The organism is Stenotrophomonas maltophilia (assembly GCF_004920835.1).
Lineage (GTDB): Bacteria > Pseudomonadota > Gammaproteobacteria > Xanthomonadales > Xanthomonadaceae > Stenotrophomonas > Stenotrophomonas maltophilia_AQ.
The window spans coordinates 12,604-33,892 of record NZ_QFHO01000002.1; the positions used below are offsets into that span (position 1 = coordinate 12,604).

The window sequence follows — 21,289 nt, forward strand, 5'->3', positions numbered from 1 at the left end:
GTGTCCATGTCGACCCTGGCTTCCCCCAAAACGACCTCACGCCCGGTGGCTCCCGGCGTGTTGGCCGCCATTTCTACCTCGCATGTCGTCAACGACATGATGCAGTCGCTGATCCTGGCCATCTATCCGGTGATCAAGGGCGGCTTCAATCTCAGCTTCACCCAGATCGGCCTGATCACGCTGACCTACCAGCTCACCGCCTCGATCTTCCAGCCGCTGATCGGCATCGCCACCGATCGCCGTCCGGCGCCGTATTCGCTGCCGATCGGCATGGCCTCGACCCTGTGCGGCATGCTGCTGCTCGGCTTCGCGCCGAACTACACGATGGTGCTGCTGGCGGCGGCGATGGTCGGCATTGGTTCGGCCATCTTCCACCCGGAAGCCTCGCGCATCGCGCGGCTGGCCTCGGGCGGTCGTCATGGTTTCGCGCAGTCGGTGTTCCAGGTCGGCGGCAACTTCGGTACCGCGCTGGGCCCGTTGATTGCCGCCGCGGTAATCGTGCCGCATGGCCAGCATGCCGCATCGTGGTTTGCCGGCGCCGCCCTGATCGGCATTGCATTGCTGACCTATGTCGGTCGCTGGTACGCGCTGCACCTGGGTACACCGCGTCCGGCCAGCACCGCGTCGATGGCCCCGCGCCATCCGCCACGCACCGTGGCCAGGGTGCTGGTGATCCTGCTCGTGCTGATCTTCAGCAAGTACTTCTACATGGCCAGCATCGGCAGTTACTTCACCTTCTACCTGATCCACCACTTCGGCATTCCGGTGGCGCAGGCGCAGCTGCACCTGTTCGCCTTCCTGGTGGCCTCCGCCGCCGGCGGATTCCTCGGTGGCCCGCTGGGTGACCGCATCGGCCGCAAGCCGATCATCTGGACCTCGATCCTCGGCGTGGCGCCGTTCGCGTTGATGCTGCCGCATGCCGACCTGCTGTGGACCACGGTGCTGGCGGTGCTGATCGGCTTTGTGCTGTCCTCGGCGTTCTCGGCCATCGTGGTGTATGCGCAGGAGATGATGCCGCACCGTATCGGCATGGTGTCGGGGCTGTTCTTCGGCTTCGCGTTCGGCATGGGCGGGCTGGGGGCGGCCGTGCTGGGCCTGCTGGCGGACAAGACCAGCATTGAGTATGTCTACCAGCTGACTGCGTTCCTGCCGCTGCTCGGCATTGTCGCGGCGTGGCTGCCACCTTCGCGGCCTGTTGTTCACTGAGGGAGTGTAGGTTTGCAGGGCTTGCAGCCCTGCACCTGCCGAAGCAACGTCAACGTCAACAGCAGAAGCGGGCTATCCGTGGGTTGGCGGGGTGGGGCGGTGTGGGATGGCAGGACCGTTGGCGCCATGGATGGCGCCATCGAGCCCCCATGGATGGGTTTACGGCGTGTCCTGCCATCCCACACCGCCCCGCCAAATACGCAGATAGACCAGAGCCGGTTGTTGCCTTTGACGTTGATCTGGCCTGTAAGCAGGTGCAGGGCGCAGCCCTGCCGAACCCTCCACCGGGCGTAGAATGCGGGCATGAGCGAATCCCTTGATAACCACCTGGTCCACGGCCGCCGCCAGCGGCCGGACGGGCCCTCGCCGATCGATGTCATCTCGGTCCAGTCGCAACTTGTCTACGGCCACGCCGGCAACAGCGCCGCGCTGCCGCCGATGCGTGCACTTGGCGTGCGCGTGGCGGAGATCCCGACCGTGCTGCTCAGCAATGCGCCGTTCTACGACACCACCCGCGGCCGCGTGCTGCCCGCCGACTGGTTCGCCGATCTGCTGCTCGGCACCCGCGAACGCGGCCTGCCGCAGCGGGCGAAGATGCTGGTATCCGGCTACTTCGGCAGCACGGCCAATGGCGCCGCGTTCGCCGATTGGCTGGATGAAATCCTGCCGGCCTGCCCGCAACTGCGCTACTGCCTGGACCCGGTGATCGGCGATACCCATACCGGGCCCTACGTGGAACCGGGCCTGGAGGCGATCTTCGCCGAACGCTTGCTGCCGCATGCCTGGCTGGTGACGCCCAATGCCTTCGAACTGAATCGCCTGACCGGCATGCCTGCGCTGGCCGAGGTTGACGCCATCGCTGCCGCGCGCACGTTGCTGGACCGCGGTCCGCACTGGGTGATCGCGCACAGCGTGGGTGGCAACCCGGGTGAGTTGGTGACTTTGGCGGTCGGCCGCGAGGAAACCTGGCGCTGGACCTCGCCGCTGCTGCCGGTGGACGTGGCCGGTACCGGCGACGTGCTGATGTCGCTGGTGGTGTCGTTCCTGCTGCGCGGTGAGTCGATGCAGCAGGCGATCTCGCGCGCCATCGCCGGTACTCATGCGGCATTGGAAGCGACCCTGGACAACGGCTTCGAGGAATTCGACGTGATCGCCGCGGCGCCTGCCGCGCTGGCCGAAGGCACGCGCTTCCGCGCCGAACGCGTGGCATGAGCGGCCTGCAGGAATGCACGCCGCGCACGGTCGGCATCATCGGTAGCGCCGGCGCCTATGGGCGCTGGTTGACCCGCTTCTTCCAGCAGCACATGCAGTTGCAGGTGATCGGCCACGACCCGGCCGATGCAACCTCGCATACGCCGGAGCAGCTGTTGGCGCAGGCCGATGTGCTGGTGTTCTCGGCACCGATCCGGCACACGCCGGCGCTGATCGCCGAATACGTGCGGCAATCGGCCGGTCGCGAGCGGGACCGCCTGTGGCTGGATGTGACTTCGGTAAAGGAGGCGCCGGTACAGGCGATGCTGGTCTCGCAGGCCGAAGTGGTCGGGCTGCACCCGATGACCGCTCCGCCCAAGGCGCCGACCCTGAAGGGCCGGGTGATGGTGGTCTGCGAAGCACGGCTGCAGCACTGGCAGCCGTGGGTCGACGCGTTGTGCGCGGCGCTGCAGGCCGAGTGCGTGCGCGCTACGCCGCAGCATCACGACCAGATGATGGCGCTGGTGCAGGCGATGGTGCATGCCACCCATCTGGCCCAGGCCGGCGTGCTGCGCCAGTACCAGCCGCAGTTGGGAGATCTTGCCGCGATGATGCCGTACCGCTCCGCGTCGTTCGAGCTGGATACGGCGATCATCTCGCGCATCCTCTCGCTGAACCCGGCGATCTACGAGGACATCCAGTTCGGCAACCCCTACGTGGCGCCGATGCTGGAGCGCCTGGTGGGCCAGTTGCAGGCCCTGCAGGTACAGGTCGGGCAGGGCGACGACACTGCGCGTGCTGCGTTCCGCGAGCAGTCGCTGTCGGCCAACCACAATGCCTTCGGTGAGCAGGCGCTGGCCGCTGGCAACTACACCTTTGAACGGGTGGGGTACCTGCTGGCCGATCTGACCGAGCGCAACGCGTTGTCGGTACACCTGCCGGAAGATCGTCCAGGTTCGTTGCGTGAGCTGCTGAACGTGTTCGAGCAGCATCGCATCAGCCTGGCCTCGATCCATTCCTCGCGCACTCCAAGCGGCGAAGTGCACTTTCGTATCGGTTTCGTGGCGGGAAGTGATCCGGCCGCCATCGCACTGGCGGCGGCCGAGGTGGACGCCAGCGGCATCGGACGGGTGCTGGGCTGAGTATATTCATCCACAGGCGGTGTGGATGATTTCTGAGCAAAGGTGTGGATAACCGCCTGCAGCCCTTGCCAGGAAAGGCTGTCAAGATGGTTGGTCAAAAATTCACCACGCTTTTTATGGCGTCGGGCCATGCTCAACTACCCTTGGCAAAAAGCGTGTCGACCAAGGTCGACACCTACCAGGGCGTGGCGATACGAGCAAGGTCGACACCTATCAGGGCGGGGCGATACGAGATCCGGTAGCGCCGGGCCATGCCCGGCAAACCTCAGATCGTCAGCCGCACTTCACCGCCACTGGTGGTGAACTCACGGCCATTGCGGACCAGCTGGCGTCCATCATCCAGCTCGTAGCGCGGCGTGGACTCGGAGTTGTGCCCGCTGCCATTGGCCTCGGGCTTGAACTCGATGATGATGTGGCTGTCGCCATTGCTGTCGACGGCGGGGAACTGTCGGAACGACATCGTGCACCTCCTTCAGCAGGTGTTGCTGACGCGTGGCCAGCTTGGCGCGCCGGGTGTTAGCCGGCTGTCATCAATCGATGAACTGCAGCCTTGCCAGTTCAGCGTACAGACCGCCTTCGGCCAGCAACTGCGCGTGCGTACCCTCGGCCACGATGCGGCCCTGGTCCATCACCACGATGCGGTCTGCCTTGAGCACGGTGGCCAGGCGGTGGGCGATGACCAGCGTGGTACGGCCGGCCATCAATCGCTCCAGCGCCTGCTGCACGCCATGCTCGCTCTGCGCATCCAGCGCGCTGGTCGCTTCATCCAGCAGCAGGATCGGTGCGTCCTTCAGCAGCGCACGGGCGATCGCCACACGCTGCTGCTGGCCGCCGGACAGGCGCGCGCCACGCTCACCCAGTTCGCTGTCGTAGCCCTGCGGCAACGCACGCAGGAAGCCGTCGGCCTCGGCTGCGCGCGCAGCATCTTCGACCTCGGCGTCGCTGGCCTGCAGCCGGCCGTAGCGGATGTTGTCGCGTGCGCTGGCCGCGAACAGGGTGGGCTGCTGCGGCACCAGCGCAAGCTGGTCGCGCAGTTCGGCCGGATCGACCTCGCGTACATCGATGCCGTCCACGCAGATGTGGCCAGCAGCCGGATCGTGGAAGCGCAGCAGCATCGACAGCACCGTACTCTTGCCGGCGCCGGATGGCCCCACCAGCGCCACGGTCTCGCCCGGGCGCACATGCAGGTTGAAATGATCCAGCGCAGCCTGGTCAGGGCGCTGAGGGTAGTGGAACACCACGTCGTTGAACTGGATCTCGCCGCGCAATGGCTGTGGCAATGCGTGCGGCTGTGCCGGTGCGCGGATCTCGATGTCTTCCTGCAGCAGTTCGCCGATGCGGCCCATGCCGCCGGCCGCGCGCTGCAGCTCGTTCCATACTTCGGCCAGCGCGCCCACCGAGCCACCACCGATCAGTGCATACAGCACGAACTGGCCCAGCGTACCGGCGCTGAGGCGGCCGTCGATGACGTCGTGCGCGCCCAGCCACAACACGCCGACGATGGCGCCGAACACCAGCAGGATGGCGCTGGCGGTGACCAGCGACTGTGCGCCGATGCGGCGGCGCGCGGCACCGATGGCATCAACGAGTGCCTTGTCGAAGCGTCCGCGTTCGTACGGTTCGCGTGCATGTGCCTGCACCGTGCGCACCGCTCCCAGAGTTTCGCTGGCCAGGCTGTTGGCATCGGCGATGCGGTCCTGGCTGTTGCGTGCGACCGTGCGCAGCTTGCGCGCGCCGATGATGATCGGCAGCACCGCCAACGGGATACCCAGCAGCGACCACGCGGCCAGCCGCGGGCTGGTGACGAACAGCATCGCCAGGCTGCCGATCACGGTGACCGTGCTGCGCAGGGCCACCGACATGGTCGAGCCGACCACGCTGCGCAGCAGTTCGGTGTCTGCCGTCAGGCGCGATACCAGTTCACCGCTGCGGCTGCGGTCGTGGAAGCCCGCGCCCAGGTGGATCAGGTGGGCGTACAGCTGGCTGCGCAGGTCGGCTACCACCTTTTCGCCAAGCAGCGATACGAAGTAGAAGCGCGCCGCCGTGCCCAGTGCCATGACTACCGCCACCAGCATCAGCAGGGCGAACGCGCGGTTGATCTGGCCGCCACTGGTGAAGCCATGGTCAATCATCTGCTTCACTGCCGGTGGCAGGCTCAGCGTTGCCGCCGATGACACCGCCAAGGCCAGCAGCCAGGCCGTGAACAGGCCACTGTGGCGGCGCACGAACGGCCACAGCGTGCGCAGGCTGCCGAGGCGGCGCAGCGGCGGGGTCGAAGCGGGGGCGTCGTCCTTGTCAGTCATCCTGGTCGTCGTCTTGTATGCGGATACGGTCACGGGTGGCGTCGCGCAGGCGGATTTTCAATGCGTCGACCTGATCGGCAGGCAATTCGACCCGCAGGCACACGCCGTCGGCATCGAACTGTTCATCGCGCTTCTCTGCGGCGAAGACGGGCAGGGTGGCGTGCAGGGTGCCCAGATCCTCGAACCCGGCCAGCAGCCGCAGCCGGGACATGGCCACCAGCGGCAGCCTCGGCGCGGTACGCAGGCATTCGGCCGCGGCCCCGCCATAGGCACGCACCAGACCGCCGGCGCCCAGCTTGATGCCGCCGAACCAGCGCGTCACCACCACCATCACCCGGTCGAAGCCCTGGCCATCAATGGCGGCCAGGATCGGCCGGCCGGCGGTGCCGGCCGGCTCGCCATCATCGCTGGATCGATAGTCCTGGCCGTGCCGGTAGGCCCAGCAGTTGTGCGTGGCGTCAGTCACCGCAACCTGCTGCAGGAAGGCCATCGCCGCCACCGCACCGTCGATTGGCGCGGCGTGGGCGATGAAACGGCTGTGCTTGACTTCCAGCGTGTGGTTGACCGGCTGGGCGAGGGTATCGGGCATCCCCACCATTCTACGGGGTTGCTGCAGTACCCGGTCCGGCTCAGTCGTCCAGCAGCGGACGCAGGTCGCGCGGCAGGCGCGATTCCGGATACTGCTGGATGTAGCGCTCCAGGCTGGCGCGGGCGAGGTCGCGCTGGCCATCGTCGCGACGTTCTCGAATTTTCTGCAGCCACTGCCGCCGTGGCAGCCGGGCGTCAGCGGCCACTTCGGCCTGCACCGTGTCCGCACTCAGGCCAGCATCGCTGCCGCGGCGCATGACCCCCGGTGCGGAACGGCTGGGGGCTTCGCGCTTCATCGAGGTGATCTCTACCCGGTCCAATGCCGGGGCCTGTTCGGCCTGGACGCTGTTGGGCTCTGGCGTGCCTGCCGAGCGTGCCTTCAGCGAACCACTGGCGACAGCCGGCGCCATCAGCGGCGCGGGTGCCGAGTAGGCAGTGGGGGCAGGGGGCGCCGGTGGCGCCGCAGCCGGGGGCGGCGGCAGTGCAGCGAAGGCGCTGTCGGCAGCGGGTTCTGCCGCCATCGATCGCGCGGCCGGTGCCGGTGCATCGGTGGCTTCTACTGGTGCTGGCTTGCGCTCGCGTGCAATGGCTTCTGCCGGGGCGGCAACAGCTTCCGGTGTTGCCGGGGCAACAGCCGGTTCTGCAGCGGCAGCCGTGCTGTCTGCGGCGCTGCTTTCAATCGTCTGCTCAGTGGCGGCGACATCGGCAGCTGCAGGCGCTGCCGCCATCTGGGCTTCGCCGGCGGGAACCGGCGGCGGTTCCGGGCGCAGCTGCCAGGCGATACCGATCGCGAACACCATCGAGGCCGCGATGCCGAACACAGCCGGCCAGCGCGGGCGGGTGCGCCGCACGCGGGGCGCGTCCGGTGAGGTGGTGGCATCGGCGGACGGCGCATCCACGGCGGCACGTGCCGCGGCCAGGATGGCGGCGTCCAGCGCGGCCGGCGGTGCCTGCTCGGCGCGACGGCCGAGCAGCTGGGCCAGCTCGCGTTCTTCCGGCGTCAGGGGGTCGTTTCGGTTCATGCGTTCAATCCCGCACGCAGCTTGTCCATCGCATAGCGCAGCCGCGATTTCACGGTTTCCCGGCCCACGCCGGTGATCTGGCCAATCTCCTCCAGGCTCAGTTCCTGATCCAGCCGCAACTGCAGCACTTCACGCTGCTCGGGCGGCAGTTGCTCCATCGCCAGCTGGATGCGGCGACGCTGTTCGAATTCGGAAAGCTCGGCTTCCGGGGTCTGCCCGTCCTCGATCGCCGCCAGGCGCAGGTCGGCATCGGCCGGCGCGGCGGGGCGGTGGCGGGCAGCGCGCCAGTGGTCGTTCAAGCGGTTGTGGGCGATGCGGAACAGCCAGGTGCTGAACGCCGCTTCGGGCTGCCAGCCGGCGCGGGCGCTGATCACCCGCTGCCACACATCCTGGAAGATCTCCTCGGCCAGCGCGTTGTCCCGCAGTTGCCGCAGCAGGAAGCCGAACAGGCGCTTGCGGTGGCGTGCATACAGGCTTTCGAACGCGCGCAGGTCGCCACCGGCCCAGGCCAGCATCAAGGCTTCATCGGTTGGCAGTGCGCTGGCTTCCACGGCGTACAGGGTAAGGCCTGCAGACGGTGGCGCATAGCCGGTGGCGGCGGCGGGAAGGGCGAGGGTCATGGCTCGGAAGGGGCTACGGTCGGCAGGAAAAACGTACGGGCGCACGATTCGGGGTTTGCGGGCTTCCATTGCCCCCCGGGTGGCGCGCTATGCTCGGCGGCTCAGGGGAGGCGACGCACAGACGGCGCCAAGAGATTGTCATTTGTCCACGCATGCTGAACCGGCGGAAGAACCACTACACGAGGCCGTGCTGAGCACGGCGCTGGTGCGCGCGCTGCATGCGCTGCTGCCGGAAACGGCAGTGCTCCGGGTCGGCTGGGAAGACCCGCAGCTGGGGCGTGGCGAGGGCGGCTGGCCGCCCGTCAGCGGTGACCGGCCTGCAGTACCTGCTGGCATCGGCGATGGCCAGCATGGCTGGGACTACGACGGTGCGCGCCTGCTGCTGTCGGTGGAGGGCGCGATCCCCTCGCCGGCGTGGTGGGGGCTGGCCCGGCAGGCGATGGAGCTGGCCCTGCAGCGCGGCCGCCAGGCGGGACAGATCAAGGCGCTGGAGGAGGCCGAGCGTCTGCAGCAGGCGCTGTTCCAGATCGCCGACCTGGCCGGTGCCGACCTGGAGATGGGCGAGATGCTGCGCCACGTGCACGGTGTGCTGGGCACGCTGATGTACGCCGAGAACTGCTACATCGTCGAGTACGACGATGTGCGCGACCAGATCCGGTTCCTGTACTTCGCCGACCAGGTCGATGACTTCGTTGCCGACCCGGCGCAGAGCCATGACGCCAGCGAGATGCCGCGCAGTCTGACGGTGGCGCTGCTGCGCCATGGCAGGCCGCTCAGTGGCCCGTCACGCGAGCTGCTGGCGCGGGTGGTCGAGCAGGAGCACGATCCGCAGCGTGGCCCGGAAAGCCTGGACTGGCTGGGCGTACCGATGCTGCGCGATGGCCGCGTGTGCGGTGCCATCGTGGTGCAGAGCTACGAACACGCGGCCCGCTATGGTGAGTCCGAGCGTGCCCTGCTGGGTTTTGTCGCCCAGCATGTGCAGACCGCGATGGACCGACGCCAGGCCCAGGTGCGGCTGGAACAGCAGGTCGAGCGGCGCACCCAGCAGCTGCAGCGCGCCAACCACAGCCTGCAGGACGAGGTGGCCGAACGACGCCGTGCCGAGCAGCTGCAGACCGCGTTGTACAACATCGCCGAGATGGCGATGTCGGCCGACAGCCTGGCCCAGTTCTACGGGCGGGTACACGGCGTGGTGGGGCGCCTGCTCGACGCGCGCAATTTCTACATCGCGCTGGTCAACGCGGCGGGCAATGGCCTGGATTTCGTCTATTCGGTGGACGAGCACAATGCCAGCCGTGCGCCGCGACCGTTCAGCCGTGGCCTGACCGAATACGTGGTACGCAACCGGCGGCCGCTGCTGGCTTCGCGCGCGCAGATCGATGCGCTGCTGGCCAACGGCGAGGTGCGCGAATCCGGTGCGCGCTCGCATTGCTGGCTGGGCGTGCCGCTGCTGCGCGACGACGAAGTGGTCGGCGCGATCGTGGTGCAGAGTTACAGCCAGAACAGCACCTTCAGCGTGCACGACCAGCGCCTGCTGACCTTCGTCGCGCAGAACATCGGCACCGGCCTGGCCCGCCAGCGCGACCAGCAACGGCTGCGTTCGGCGCATGCCGAGTTGGAAAAACGGGTGGAAGAGCGCACCCGCGAGTTGGCCGAGGTCAACGAGAAACTGCTCGGCCAGATCGGCGAGCGGCTGCGCGCAGAACAACGGCTGACCCACCAGGCCATGCACGATGCGCTGACCGGCCTGCCCAACCGCCTGCATCTGCTCGACCGCCTGCAGGATGCGTTGTCGCTGGCCCGTCGCGAGGGTGGACCGGTGTTCGCCGTGTTGTTCCTTGACCTGGACCGCTTCAAGCTGGTCAACGACAGCATCGGCCATGCCGCAGGCGATCGCATGCTGGTGGAAGTGGCCAAGCGCATCGTGTCGATGGCCAGCACCGACGATGTGGTGGCGCGGCTGGGCGGTGACGAATTCGCAGTGCTGCTGCAGTGTCCGCAGGGCCTGGCGCAGGCACTGGATTTTGGCCAGCGACTGCTGCTGGCGCTGCAGGAATCGATGTGGATCGCCGGCCGCGAACTGTTCCCGTCTGGCAGCCTGGGCATCGCCCTGTGGAACCCGCGCTACCGTACCGGCGAAGAGCTGCTGCGAGATGCCGACGCCGCGATGTACCGGGCCAAGGCGCAGGGCCATGACCGCTGCGCGATCTTCGACGAGGACATGCGCGAGCAGGCCATGCGCAGCCTCGACCTGGAAGCCGATCTGCGCCGCGCGATCAACAACCACGATTTCGTGCCGTTCTACCAGCCGATCGTGCGCCTCTCCGATGGCGAGGTGGTCGGGCACGAGGCGCTGCTGCGCTGGCAGCACGAGCGCCGTGGCCTGCTGCTGCCGGGGGCGTTCCTGGAGCTGGGCGAGGAGAGTGGGCTGATCGAACAGGTCGACTGGCTGATCTACGAACAGGTCATCGCCGGCCTGGCCGAAGGCGGGCACACCTATGTGTCGGTGAACGTGTCACCGCGTCATTTCCGCTCTGCTGAGTTCAGCGGCCGGCTGTTCGGCCTGCTGGATGCGTACGGTGCCGATCCGCAGCGGCTGCGGCTGGAGATCACCGAGGTCGCACTGCTGGATGACGGCCCGCACACGCTGCGCATCCTGCAGGGCCTGCGCGAGCGCGGCATCCAGGTGCAGCTGGACGATTTCGGTACCGGCTTCTCGGCGCTGTCCTACCTGCACCGCTTCCCGATCAGCACGCTGAAGATCGACCAGAGCTTCATCGCTGGTCTGCATGGACCGGAAGTGCAGAGCACGCGCGCGCTGGTCGAGGGCGTGCTGTCGCTGGCGCGCACGTTGGGCATCGAGACCATCGGCGAGGGCATCGAAACCGAGGCGCAGCAGCAGACGCTGCGCGAACTCGGCTGCGACTACGGCCAGGGCTACCTGCTGGGGCGGCCGGCACCGTGGGGCTGCGCGGCGGTCTGAACCACCGCGCAGGGAAGCCTCAGCGCAGGGCGGCGCTACGCTTCTCGTCGATCCACTTCGAGGCCTGCGCCGGTTGGTAGTTCTTCATCCACGCCAGCATTTCTTCGATGTCCGAGCCGTACCACAGGTCCTGGCGCTGGTCCGGATGCAGGAAGCGCTCTTCCACCATGCGGTCGATCATGCCGATCAGCGGTGCGTAGAAGCCTTCCACGTCGAGGAACGCGCACGGCTTGTTGCCGATGCCCAGCTGGCGCCAGGTCAGCATCTCGAAGATCTCTTCCATGGTGCCGAAGCCGCCGGGCAGGGTGACGAAGCCATCGGCCAGGTCGAACATGCGCGATTTGCGCTCATGCATCGAGCCTACGATTTCCAGTTCGGTGAGGCCGCGATGTGCCACTTCCCAGTCGGCCAGCTGGCGCGGAATCACGCCGGTCACTTCGCCGCCGGCAGCGAGCACGGCATTGGCCACGGTTCCCATCAGGCCGACGTTGCCGCCGCCGTACACCAGGCGCATGCCATCGCGGGCGATGCGGTCGCCCAGGGCAAGGGCGCGTTCGGTATAGGCCGGCTTGCTGCCAGCGTTGGAACCACAGTACACACAGATCGATTTCATGGATCTTCCTGTCTCTTGGCCGGAAACGAAAACGCCCCATCGCCGACCGCAGAGCGGTCAGGGACGGGGTGTCTATGGATTATGGACCTTCGCGGTTGCCGTCTGTAGAGCCGAGCCGCGCTCGGCTGTTCTTCGTTCAGATCGCGGCAACGGTAGAGTCGAGCAAGCTCGACTCTACAAAGAACGGGGCTTACGCCGCGGCGGCCTGCTCGCGGCGCGGGCCTTCACGCAGGGCGCGGCCGACCAGGCCCACCAGCAGGTCCAGCTCCTCGCTGTCCATGCCGAAGTGCGGAGTGAAGCGCAGCGAGTTCTCGCCACCGTGGATCACGTTGATGCCGTGCTGGCGCAGCCATTCCTCGGTGGAATTGGCGCCGTAGCACTTGAACTGCGGGGCCAGCTCGCAGGAGAACAGCAGGCCGGTGCCCTGCACCTTGGTGATCAGGCCGCCCAGTTCGCCCTTGAGCTGCTCCAGCTTGCGCACCGCCTCGGCACCGCGCTCGGCGATGTTGGCGCGTACCTGCGGGGTCAGCTGGGCCAGGGTGGCGCAGGCCACGTCCAGCGCACGTGGGTTGCTGGTCATGGTGTTGCCGTAAATGCCCTTGCGGTACAGCTGCGCGGCATGCTCGGTCACGGCCAGCACCGACAGCGGGTACTGCGCGGCGTTGAGCGCCTTGGAATAGGTTTCCATGTCCGGCGGATCGAGGCCTTCGAAGCCCGGGTAATCGACCACCGACAGCACGCCATGCGCGCGCAGGCCGGCCTGGATCGAGTCCAGCAGCAACAGGCTGCCATGGGCACGGGTCAGTTCGCGGGCCACCGCATAGAACGACGGCGGCACCGAACGGCCCGGGTCGCCTTCGCCCATCACCGGCTCCAGGAACACCGCCTCGATGAACCACTGGTTGCGCGCGGCATCCTCGAACACCTTGCGCAGGCCGGCCTCATCGTACGGCGCCACGGTAATCACCGAGTCCTCGCCGCGGTAGCTGGCCAGGTGCTGCATGTAGCTCTTGCGGCTGGAATCGGAATACAGGGCAGGGCGGTCGGTACGGCCATGGAAGCTGCCCTTGACCACCACGCGCTTGATCGCGGCGCCGGCGTGGCGGGCACCCGGGTCGGTCTGCAGCTTGGCATTGACGTCGGCGATGCGCGCGGCCAGGCCGACCGCTTCAGAGCCGGAATTCAGGCACATGAAACGGGTGAACGGGCAGCCGCCACGACGGTGGCCGATCTCGGCGCGCAGCGCGGTGATGAAGCGCTGCTGGGACAGGCTGGGGGTCATGATGTTGGCCATCACCTGCGGGCGCGCCATCGCCTCCAGCACGGCATCCGGGGTGTGCCCGAAGCCGAGCATGCCGTAGCCGCCGGCGTCGTACAGCACCGCGCCCTTCAGGGTGACCACCCAGGGGCCGCGTGCGGCCAGTGCCACGTACGGAGTCACCGCATCATCGGCATAGAAATTGACGAAGCCGTCCTGCATCGCGTCGATCTGCGCCTGTTCGTCCTGCGCCAGCAGCGGCCCCAGGTCGGCCTGCACACGCGCGAATTCCTCGGCGGCGGCGTCCACCGCGGCGATCAGCTGCGGGTGGTTGGCGGACAGGGCCTTCAGGGTGGCATCGTCCAGGCCGGAGGTGAGGCGGGTGCCGGGCTGGTTGCGCAGGGGGGCGAGACGTTCGATGAAGCTCATTGCAGATCTCCTGAAACAATGGGTCGCACGGGTCTTCAAAAGCAAAACGCGCGTCATCACGCGCGCTTGGGGCAGGCTCGTGCAGCGGACTTCCAACTCGATGCTAGCACTTGTTTTTTTGCGCGATAACCCCGCAGAAACCTGCTGCATAGCAGCATTTTGCGCGACGTTCGCCGCGAAGCGCGCCGGCTCGCAGACGCTGGACGTACAATGCGCGCCATTGTCGACCTGTTGCCGCCCACTGCCTTGAAGAAGTCCGATTTCAACTACGACCTGCCGGCTGAACTGATCGCGCAGGCGCCCTTGGCCGAACGTTCCGCAAGCCGCCTGCTGCTGGTGCCGCAAGCCCCCGCCGCCTTCACCGATCTGCAGGTGCGAGACCTGCCGTCGCTGCTGCAGCCGGGCGATCTGCTGGTGTTCAACGACACCCGGGTGATACCGGCGCGCCTGTTCGGGCAGAAGGCCAGCGGTGGCCGCGTCGAGATCCTGATCGAGCGCCTGCTCGGCGGCCAGCAGGCACGTGCCCAGGTGGGCGCCAGCAAGTCGCCCAAGGCCGGCAGCCGCATTGCGCTGGATGCCGGTGGCGAAGCCGAGGTGCTGGGCCGCGATGGCGAGTTCTATGTGCTGCAGTTCCATGTGCCGGAATCGCTGGAGCAGTGGCTGCTGCATGCCGGTCGCCTGCCGCTGCCGCCCTACATCCAGCGCGAGCCGGGTGTGGACGACCGCGAGCGCTACCAGACTGTGTTCGCGCGTGAAGTGGGCGCGGTGGCGGCGCCGACAGCCGGCCTGCATTTCGACGAACCGCTGCTGGCCGCGCTGAAGGACAAGGGCGTGGACTTTGGCCACGTCACCCTGCACGTGGGTGCGGGCACCTTCCAGCCGGTGCGTGCCGATGACCTGAAGGACCACGTGATGCACCGCGAGTGGCTGAACGTGGGTGCCGAGCTGGTGCAGCAGGTACGGCGCACGCGCGCCGCCGGCGGCCGGGTGATCGGCGTCGGTACCACCGTGGTGCGCGCGCTGGAAAGCGCGATGCGCGATGGCGAACTGCTGCCGTTTGCTGGTGAAACGCAGATCTTCATCACCCCGGGCTACCGCATCCGCAGCGTCGACGCGATGGTGACCAACTTCCATCTGCCGGAAAGCACGCTGCTGATGATGATTTCCGCGTTCGCCGGCAAGGAGCGCGTGTTCGATGCCTACCAGCACGCGATCGCGCAGCGCTACCGCTTCTTCAGCTACGGCGACGCCATGCTGCTGTTCCCGCAGGCGGGGTAGGGTAGCGCCGGGCCATGCCCGGCGAGCACGCCGTGCGGCCCAAGAGCCGCCGGACGTGGCCCGGCGCTACCTGTAGGTGCCGCGTTTGGGGGACAATAGGCGACTATTTGCCCGAATGACCGCTCCATGTCCCGATTGCAGTTCCAGCTCCAGACCCGCGACGGCCGTGCCCGCCGTGGCCGCCTGACCTTCCCGCGTGGCACGGTGGAAACGCCGGCCTTCATGCCGGTGGGTACCTATGGCTCGGTCAAGGGCATCCTGCCGGACCAGGTGCGTGCGTTGGGTGCCGAGATCATCCTCGGCAATACCTTCCACCTGTACCTGCGGCCGGGCCTGGACATCATCGCCGACCACGGCGGCCTGCATGGCTTCTGCCGCTGGGCTGGCCCGATCCTGACCGACTCCGGCGGCTTCCAGGTGTTCTCGCTGGCCCACCGTCGCAAGATCACCGAGCAGGGCGTGACCTTCGCCTCGCCAACCGACGGTGCCCGGGTGTTCCTGGGCCCGGAAGAGAGCATGAAGATCCAGAAGGTGCTCGATTCGGATGTGGTGATGATCTTCGACGAGTGCACCCCGTACCCGGCCACCGAGGATGTGGCGCGCCGCTCGATGGAGCTGAGCCTGCGCTGGGCCCAGCGCAGCCGCAACGCGCATGACGAGCTCGGCAACGACGCGGCCCTGTTCGGCATCGTCCAGGGCGGCGTGCACACCGACCTGCGCAGCCGCTCGGCCGATGCCCTGCAGGCGATCGGCTTCGACGGCTATGCCATCGGCGGCCTGGCCGTGGGCGAGCCCGAAGACGAGCGCAACGCCATGCTCGACCACCTGGACCCGGAACTGCCCGCTGACCGCCCGCGCTACCTGATGGGCGTGGGCCGGCCGGAGGACCTGGTCGAGGGTGTCGCACGTGGCGTGGACATGTTCGACTGCGTGATGCCCACCCGCAACGCGCGCAACGGCCACTATTTCACCTCGTTCGGCACCGTTCGCATCCGTAATTCCCAGTACGCGCGCGACATGGACCCGATCGAGCCGGGCTGCGGCTGCGTGGCCTGCACCGGCGGCTACACCCGGTCCTACCTGCGCCACCTGGACCGCTGCAACGAGATGCTGGCGCCGATGCTGGGCACCCTGCATAACCTGTTCTATTACGAAAAGCTCATGGCCGACATCCGCGCGGCGATCGAGGCGGGAACCTTCCTGGCCTTCCGTGAGTCTTTCTACACGGCACGCGGGGCGGCCGCGCCGCCCCTGTAACCCGAACACCCCCTGCCAAACGGCCCAAGGACGAATGCCCGGGGCCGTGGCATACTTCAAGGCTGACCCAGATCCGCGGTCGACACCTCGTGCCCGTGAAAGGGCCGAAGCGCCGCCCAACCAAAGGACCAACGATGAACCTGCTTGCCTTCCTGATTCCCGCCGCCCACGCCCAGGCCGCCGGCGGCCAACCGCAGGGCATGGGCCTGACCACGCTGCTGTTCCCGGTCATCCTGATCGCCATCATGTACTTCCTGATGATCCGCCCGCAGATGAAGCGGCAGAAGGAGCACAAGTCCATGCTGGAGAAGATCAAGCGTGGCGACGAAGTGCTGACCAACGGCGGCATCGCCGGCAAGGTCACCGACATCGGCGACAACTTCGTCACCATCGAAGTGGCCGAGAACGTGCGCATCCGCGTGCAGAAGGGCGCTGTTGGCAGCGTGCTGCCGACCGGCACCCTGGATTCGGCCAAGTAAGCCACTCCCTTTCCGAAGCACAACCGCGGCGCCGGGGATGGCGCCGCGCGGGACCCAAGCAATGCTCGAATTTCCACGCTGGAAGTACGTCGTCATCCTGATCGTACTGGCGCTCAGCGCGCTGTACGCGCTGCCCAACATCTACCAGAAGGACCCGGCCATCCAGATCACCGCCAACCGTGGCGGGCAGATCGACGATGCGCTGCGTGACCGTGTGCTGGCCGACCTGAAGAAGGCCGGCGTGGACGCCGTTGGTGCCGAGAAGGAAGGGGAGAGCCTGATCGTCCGCCTGCCGGACCTGAAGGCGCAGTCCGCTGCCAGCGACGCCCTGCGTGACACCGTCGGTGAGAACTACACCGTGGCCCTGAACCTGGCCTCGACCGTGCCGGACTGGCTGGCCAACCTCGGTGGTCGCCCGATGGTGCTGGGCCTGGACCTTCAGGGTGGCGTGCACTTCGTGCTGCAGGTCGACCAGAAGGCCGCCCTGGACAAGCGCCTGGATGCCTACACCGAAGACGTGCGCAGCACCCTGCGTGATGCGCGCATCCCGTACCAGTCGGTGGAACGCCGCGCTGACAACAGCATCGTGGCCAACCTGAGCCCGTCCGCCGGTGACGATGCCGCGCAGCGCGCCCGTGCCGCCCTGGTCAAGGCGCAGCCGACCCTCGGCTACGACATCAGTGGCAACCGCATTACGGTGACCGTGCCGGAAACCGAGATCACCCAGATCGCCAACGGCGCCATCGAGCAGAACATCAACACCCTGCGCAACCGTGTGAACCAGCTCGGCGTGGCCGAGCCGATCATCCAGCGCCAGGGTGCCGACCGCGTGGTCGTTCAGCTGCCGGGCGTGCAGGACACCGCCGAAGCCAAGCGCATGATCGGCGCCACCGCCACCCTGGAATACCGTGCGGTGGTCGAGGGCAACGCGCAGGACGCCATCACCGCCGGCCGCATCCCGCCGGAGGCGAAGGTCTACCAGCAGCGTGATGGCCGCGGCCCGATCCTGCTGAACAAGCGCGTGATCGTCACCGGTGACCAGATGGTCGGCGCGCAGGCGGTGACTGATTCGAACAGTGGCTCCCCGGCAGTCAGCGTGACGCTGAACAACGTCGGCGGCCAGCGCATGTTCGACTTCACCAGTGCCAACGTGAACAAGCCGATGGCGGTGGTCTATACCGAGCGCGTGCCGACCGTGACCGTCGTTGACGGCCAAGAAGTGCGTGGCTTCAAGGTCAACGAGGAAGTGATCTCGGTGGCCAACATCAACGGCGTGTTCGGCAAGAACTTCCAGACCACCGGCCTGCAGAAGAAGGAAGCCGAGGACCTGGCCAAGCTGCTGAAGTCCGGCTCCCTGGCGGCGCCGATGGACTTCGTCGAAGAGCGCGTGGTCGGCCCGAGCCTGGGCGCCGAGAACGTCAAGAACGGTATGCGCGCGGTCGTGTTCGCATTCCTGTTCACCCTGGTGTTCTTCAGCGTCTACTACCGCATGTTCGGTGTGATCACCTCGATCGCGATGCTGTTCAACCTGCTGATCGTGGTCGCGGTGATGTCGCTCTTCGGTGCGACCATGACCCTGCCGGGCTTCGCCGGCCTGGCGTTGTCGGTCGGCCTGTCGGTCGACGCCAACGTGCTGATCAACGAACGTATCCGTGAAGAACTGCGTGCCGGCGTGCCGGGCAAGACCGCGATCGTGACCGGTTACGAACGTGCTTCGGGCACCATCCTCGACGCCAACCTGACCGGCCTGATCGTCGGTGTGGCGCTGTTCGCATTCGGTACCGGTCCGCTGAAGGGCTTCGCGCTGACCATGATCATCGGTATTTTCGCCTCCATGTTCACCGCGATCACCGTGTCGCGTGCACTGGCGACGCTGATCTACGGCCGCCGCAAGAAGCTCCAGAACGTGGCCATCTGACGGGACGACACGCACATGAAACTGTTTCCGCTGCACATCCTCCCGAACGACACCAAGATCGACTTCATGCGCTGGCGCCATGTCGCGATGGTCGTCACGATCATCGTGTTCCTGGCCTCGATCGCCATCATCGGCTTCAAGGGCTTCAACTACGCCCTGGACTTCACCGGCGGCACCCTGATCGAAGCCCGCTTCGACAAGGCGGTGGACGTCGAGCAGGTCCGTACCAAGCTCGAAGAGAGTGGCTTCGACGGCGCCCAGGTACAGAGTGTTGGTGGCAACACCGATCTGCTGATCCGCCTGGCCCCGCACGGTGAGCACGCCCCGGGCACCGGCGATGCCGCGCACGAGGACAAGGCCACCGCCGCGGCCGTAGTGAAGGCGCTGTCCACCGCTGACAACCAGGCTACGGTGCTGCGCAATGAGTTCGTGGGTCCGCAGATCGGCAAGGACCTGGCGATGAATGGCCTGTACGCCACCATCTTCATGCTGGCCGGCTTCCTGATCTACATCGCGGTGCGCTTCGAATGGAAGTTCGCGGTCACCGCCAGCATCGTGGCGATGTTCGACCTGATCGTGACGGTGGCTTATGTGTCCCTGCTGGGCCGTGAGTTCGACCTGACCGTGCTGGCCGGCCTGCTGTCGGTGATGGGCTTTGCGATCAACGACATCATCGTGGTCTTCGACCGCGTCCGCGAGAACTTCCGCAGCCTGCGCGTGGACTCGATGGAAGTGCTGAACCGTTCGATCAACCAGACGCTGTCGCGTACGGTGATCACGGCTGTGATGTTCTTCCTGTCAGCGCTTGCCCTGTACATGTACGGCGGCAGCTCGATGGAAGGCCTGGCTGAGACGCACATGATCGGCGCGGTGATCGTCGTGCTGTCCTCGATCCTGGTGGCGGTGCCGATGCTGACGATCGGTTTCCTGCGCGTGAGCAAGCAGGACCTGCTGCCGAAGGCGAAGGACGTCGAGGCATTGGCCCGTCGCCCGTAGGCACCTACTGCATGCAGCACACAGAGAACCCCGCGCAAGCGGGGTTTTTTGTTGGCAGGGCGGCGCCCTGCACCTGCCGAAGCAACAGCAACAGCCAAATCCAAAGCGAAGCGGCATTCCGTGGGATGGCGGGGCACTGTGAGTTTGCGGGGACGCCGTAAACCCATCCATGGGGGCTTGGTCGCCGCATCCATGCGGCTCACACCCCGCAAACCCACAGTGCCCCGCCTTCGACAGGTTCACGCGGCTGTTGGTGGGTGCCGACCGTTGGTCGGCACATCTGTCAGATATCGATACAAACAAATGGGGGCAGATCCGTTTTCCTTCGGAAAACGGATCTGCCCCCAAGAGCTGTTCCGACAGATCGCGGAAGACTGTCGAAGGCGGGGTGGGTCCGGTGGAGGGGGTGTGAGCGGCATGGATGCCGCGACCAAGCCCCCATGGACGGGTTCACGGCGTCCCCCTCCACCGGACCCACCCCGCCATCTCACAGGAACCCAGCTTTTGACGTTGCTCCGGTCTCTGCAGGTGCAGGGTGCAACCCTGCAAAACACCACCACCCTACGCCAGCGTCGGTTGTGCAATCTTCCCCCGCGCACTACGATCCTGCGGTTCGCGCGCGCAGGCGCGCGCCCGTATTCCTGCTGAGCGCCCCGCGCGCCGCATCTGCCAACCCGAGGTATCCATGGTCATCAAACCGCGCGTCCGCGGCTTCATCTGCGTCACCACCCACCCGACCGGCTGCGAGGCCGCCGTCAAGCAGCAGGTCGACTACATCCGTGCGCGCCCGCCGATCCAGAACGGCCCCAAGCGCGTGCTGGTGATCGGTGCCTCTACCGGCTACGGCTTGGCTGCGCGCATCACCGCGGCGTTCGGCAGCGGCGCGGCGACCCTGGGCATCTTCTTCGAGCGCCCTGGCACCGAGAGCAAGCCGGGCACTGCGGGCTGGTACAACTCCGCCGCGTTCCACAAGTACGCCGACGAAGCCGGCCTGTACGCCAAGAGCATCAACGGCGATGCCTTCTCCGATGAAGTGAAGGCCAGGACCATCGAGATGATCAAGGCCGATCTCGGCCAAGTGGATCAGGTGGTCTACAGCCTGGCCGCGCCGCGTCGCAAGCACCCGAAGACCGGTGAAATCATCAGCTCGACGCTGAAGCCGATCGGCGAGCCGATCACCCTGCGCGGGCTGGACACCGACAAGGAAGTGCTGACCGAGACCCACCTGCAGCCGGCCACGGCCGAGGAAATCGCCGGCACGGTCGCGGTGATGGGCGGTGAGGACTGGCAGATGTGGATCGACGCGCTGGCCGATGCCGGCGTGCTGGCCAACGGCTGCACCACCACTGCCTTCACCTACGTGGGTGAAGAGATCACCCAGGCCATTTACTGGAACGGTTCGATCGGCGCGGCCAAGAAAGACCTGGACACCAAGGTGCTGAGCCTGCGCGAGAAGTTGGCCAAGATCGGTGGCGACGCGCGCGTGTCAGTGCTCAAGGCGGTAGTCACCCAGGCCAGCTCGGCCATTCCGACCATGCCGCTGTACCTGTCGCTGCTGTTCAAGGTGATGAAGGAAAAGGGTACCCACGAAGGCTGCATCGAACAGCTCGATGTGCTCTACGACATCCTCTACGGTGCCAGCGCCGATGGCGTGGCGGTCGATCGCCTGCGCCACGACCTGGTTGATGGTGACGGCAACAAGGTCGCGCTCATCGACGAAGAAGGCCGCCTGCGTGCGGACTACAAGGAAATGGCGGCGGACGTGCAGGGCAAGGTTGTCGCGCTGTGGCCGCAGGTGACCAACGAGAACCTGTACGAGATCAGCGACCTGGCCGGCTACAAGGCCGACTTCCTGCGCCTGTTCGGCTTTGGCGTGGAGGGAGTCGATTACGAGGCCGACGTCAACCCCGACGTGAAGATCGACAACCTGGTCGATCTGACCTGATCAAGCAAAAGGCCGGCGAAAGCCGGCCTTCACTTTTGGTAGTGCCGGCCGCTGGCCGGCA

General features: G+C 66.7%; 17 protein-coding genes. 10 read left to right on the forward strand and 7 right to left on the reverse strand.

What is annotated here, in order from left to right; all coding sequences use genetic code 11:
* Positions 1 to 6 precede the first annotated feature (6 nt).
* The 3 genes from DI041_RS01570 to DI041_RS01580 all read left to right on the forward strand — a co-directional run bounded on the left by DI041_RS01570 (position 7) and on the right by DI041_RS01580 (position 3,539).
* The gene (locus tag DI041_RS01570) at positions 7 to 1,206 is read left to right on the forward strand and encodes an MFS transporter (RefSeq protein ID WP_136640021.1); all 1,200 of its coding nucleotides are present in this window, start codon (positions 7 to 9) and stop codon (positions 1,204 to 1,206) included.
* A gap of 303 nt (positions 1,207 to 1,509) precedes the next feature.
* The gene (pdxY, locus tag DI041_RS01575; RefSeq protein WP_136639960.1) at positions 1,510 to 2,418 is read left to right on the forward strand and encodes a pyridoxal kinase; all 909 of its coding nucleotides are present in this window, start codon (positions 1,510 to 1,512) and stop codon (positions 2,416 to 2,418) included.
* A complete protein-coding gene (locus tag DI041_RS01580) occupies positions 2,415 to 3,539 on the forward strand; it encodes a prephenate dehydrogenase (protein ID WP_136639959.1) in 1,125 nt (374 codons plus the stop codon). Before pdxY ends, DI041_RS01580 begins: the two co-directional genes overlap by 4 nt.
* A gap of 265 nt (positions 3,540 to 3,804) precedes the next feature.
* Here DI041_RS01580 and DI041_RS01585 read toward each other — a convergent pair whose 3' ends face one another.
* The 5 genes from DI041_RS01585 to DI041_RS01605 form a co-directional block, all read right to left on the reverse strand.
* Positions 3,805 to 3,999, reverse strand: coding sequence for a hypothetical protein (locus DI041_RS01585; RefSeq protein WP_046983651.1), 195 nt, complete (start codon positions 3,997 to 3,999; stop codon positions 3,805 to 3,807).
* Between the two features lie 70 nt (positions 4,000 to 4,069).
* Positions 4,070 to 5,842: an ABC transporter transmembrane domain-containing protein gene (locus DI041_RS01590; RefSeq protein WP_046983652.1), complete on the reverse strand. Its 1,773-nt coding sequence runs from the start codon at positions 5,840 to 5,842 to the stop codon at positions 4,070 to 4,072.
* Positions 5,835 to 6,431, reverse strand: coding sequence for an IMPACT family protein (locus DI041_RS01595; RefSeq protein ID WP_046983661.1), 597 nt, complete (start codon positions 6,429 to 6,431; stop codon positions 5,835 to 5,837). The genes DI041_RS01590 and DI041_RS01595 overlap by 8 nt, the downstream gene beginning before the upstream one ends.
* A gap of 40 nt (positions 6,432 to 6,471) precedes the next feature.
* Positions 6,472 to 7,452 (reverse strand): hypothetical protein, encoded by a 981-nt coding sequence (locus tag DI041_RS01600; protein ID WP_046983653.1) that lies wholly within the window; start codon positions 7,450 to 7,452, stop codon positions 6,472 to 6,474.
* Positions 7,449 to 7,967 carry an RNA polymerase sigma factor gene (locus DI041_RS01605; protein ID WP_229298213.1) on the reverse strand — a complete coding sequence of 173 codons (519 nt, stop codon included), beginning with the start codon at positions 7,965 to 7,967 and terminating at the stop codon, positions 7,449 to 7,451. Before DI041_RS01605 ends, DI041_RS01600 begins: the two co-directional genes overlap by 4 nt.
* A 247-nt stretch (positions 7,968 to 8,214) precedes the next feature.
* Between DI041_RS01605 and DI041_RS01610 the strand changes: the two genes are divergently transcribed.
* Positions 8,215 to 11,055 carry a bifunctional diguanylate cyclase/phosphodiesterase gene (locus DI041_RS01610; protein ID WP_046983655.1) on the forward strand — a complete coding sequence of 947 codons (2,841 nt, stop codon included), beginning with the start codon at positions 8,215 to 8,217 and terminating at the stop codon, positions 11,053 to 11,055.
* A 19-nt stretch (positions 11,056 to 11,074) separates the two neighbouring features.
* Here DI041_RS01610 and DI041_RS01615 read toward each other — a convergent pair whose 3' ends face one another.
* Positions 11,075 to 11,668: an LOG family protein gene (locus tag DI041_RS01615; protein WP_136639957.1), complete on the reverse strand. Its 594-nt coding sequence runs from the start codon at positions 11,666 to 11,668 to the stop codon at positions 11,075 to 11,077.
* 190 nt (positions 11,669 to 11,858) lie between these two features.
* Complete coding sequence (locus tag DI041_RS01620; protein WP_136639956.1) at positions 11,859 to 13,355, reverse strand: aminotransferase class III-fold pyridoxal phosphate-dependent enzyme; 1,497 nt, start codon at positions 13,353 to 13,355, stop codon at positions 11,859 to 11,861.
* Positions 13,356 to 13,565: 210 nt separating this feature from the next.
* Here DI041_RS01620 and queA point away from each other — a divergent pair, with 210 nt between their 5' ends.
* The 6 genes from queA (at position 13,566) to fabV (ending at position 21,228) form a co-directional block, all read left to right on the forward strand.
* On the forward strand, positions 13,566 to 14,633 hold the full coding sequence (queA, locus tag DI041_RS01625) for a tRNA preQ1(34) S-adenosylmethionine ribosyltransferase-isomerase QueA (RefSeq protein WP_046983657.1): 1,068 nt from the start codon (positions 13,566 to 13,568) through the stop codon (positions 14,631 to 14,633).
* Between the two features lie 126 nt (positions 14,634 to 14,759).
* Positions 14,760 to 15,890 (forward strand): tRNA guanosine(34) transglycosylase Tgt, encoded by a 1,131-nt coding sequence (gene tgt, locus DI041_RS01630; protein WP_136639955.1) that lies wholly within the window; start codon positions 14,760 to 14,762, stop codon positions 15,888 to 15,890.
* A 134-nt stretch (positions 15,891 to 16,024) separates the two neighbouring features.
* A complete protein-coding gene (gene yajC, locus DI041_RS01635; protein WP_012510769.1) occupies positions 16,025 to 16,369 on the forward strand; it encodes a preprotein translocase subunit YajC in 345 nt (114 codons plus the stop codon).
* A 61-nt stretch (positions 16,370 to 16,430) separates the two neighbouring features.
* Positions 16,431 to 18,287, forward strand: coding sequence for a protein translocase subunit SecD (secD, locus tag DI041_RS01640; protein WP_046983659.1), 1,857 nt, complete (start codon positions 16,431 to 16,433; stop codon positions 18,285 to 18,287).
* A gap of 15 nt (positions 18,288 to 18,302) precedes the next feature.
* Positions 18,303 to 19,283, forward strand: coding sequence for a protein translocase subunit SecF (gene secF, locus DI041_RS01645; protein ID WP_136639954.1), 981 nt, complete (start codon positions 18,303 to 18,305; stop codon positions 19,281 to 19,283).
* A 685-nt stretch (positions 19,284 to 19,968) separates the two neighbouring features.
* On the forward strand, positions 19,969 to 21,228 hold the full coding sequence (gene fabV, locus DI041_RS01655) for an enoyl-ACP reductase FabV (protein WP_136640062.1): 1,260 nt from the start codon (positions 19,969 to 19,971) through the stop codon (positions 21,226 to 21,228).
* Positions 21,229 to 21,289 lie beyond the last annotated feature (61 nt).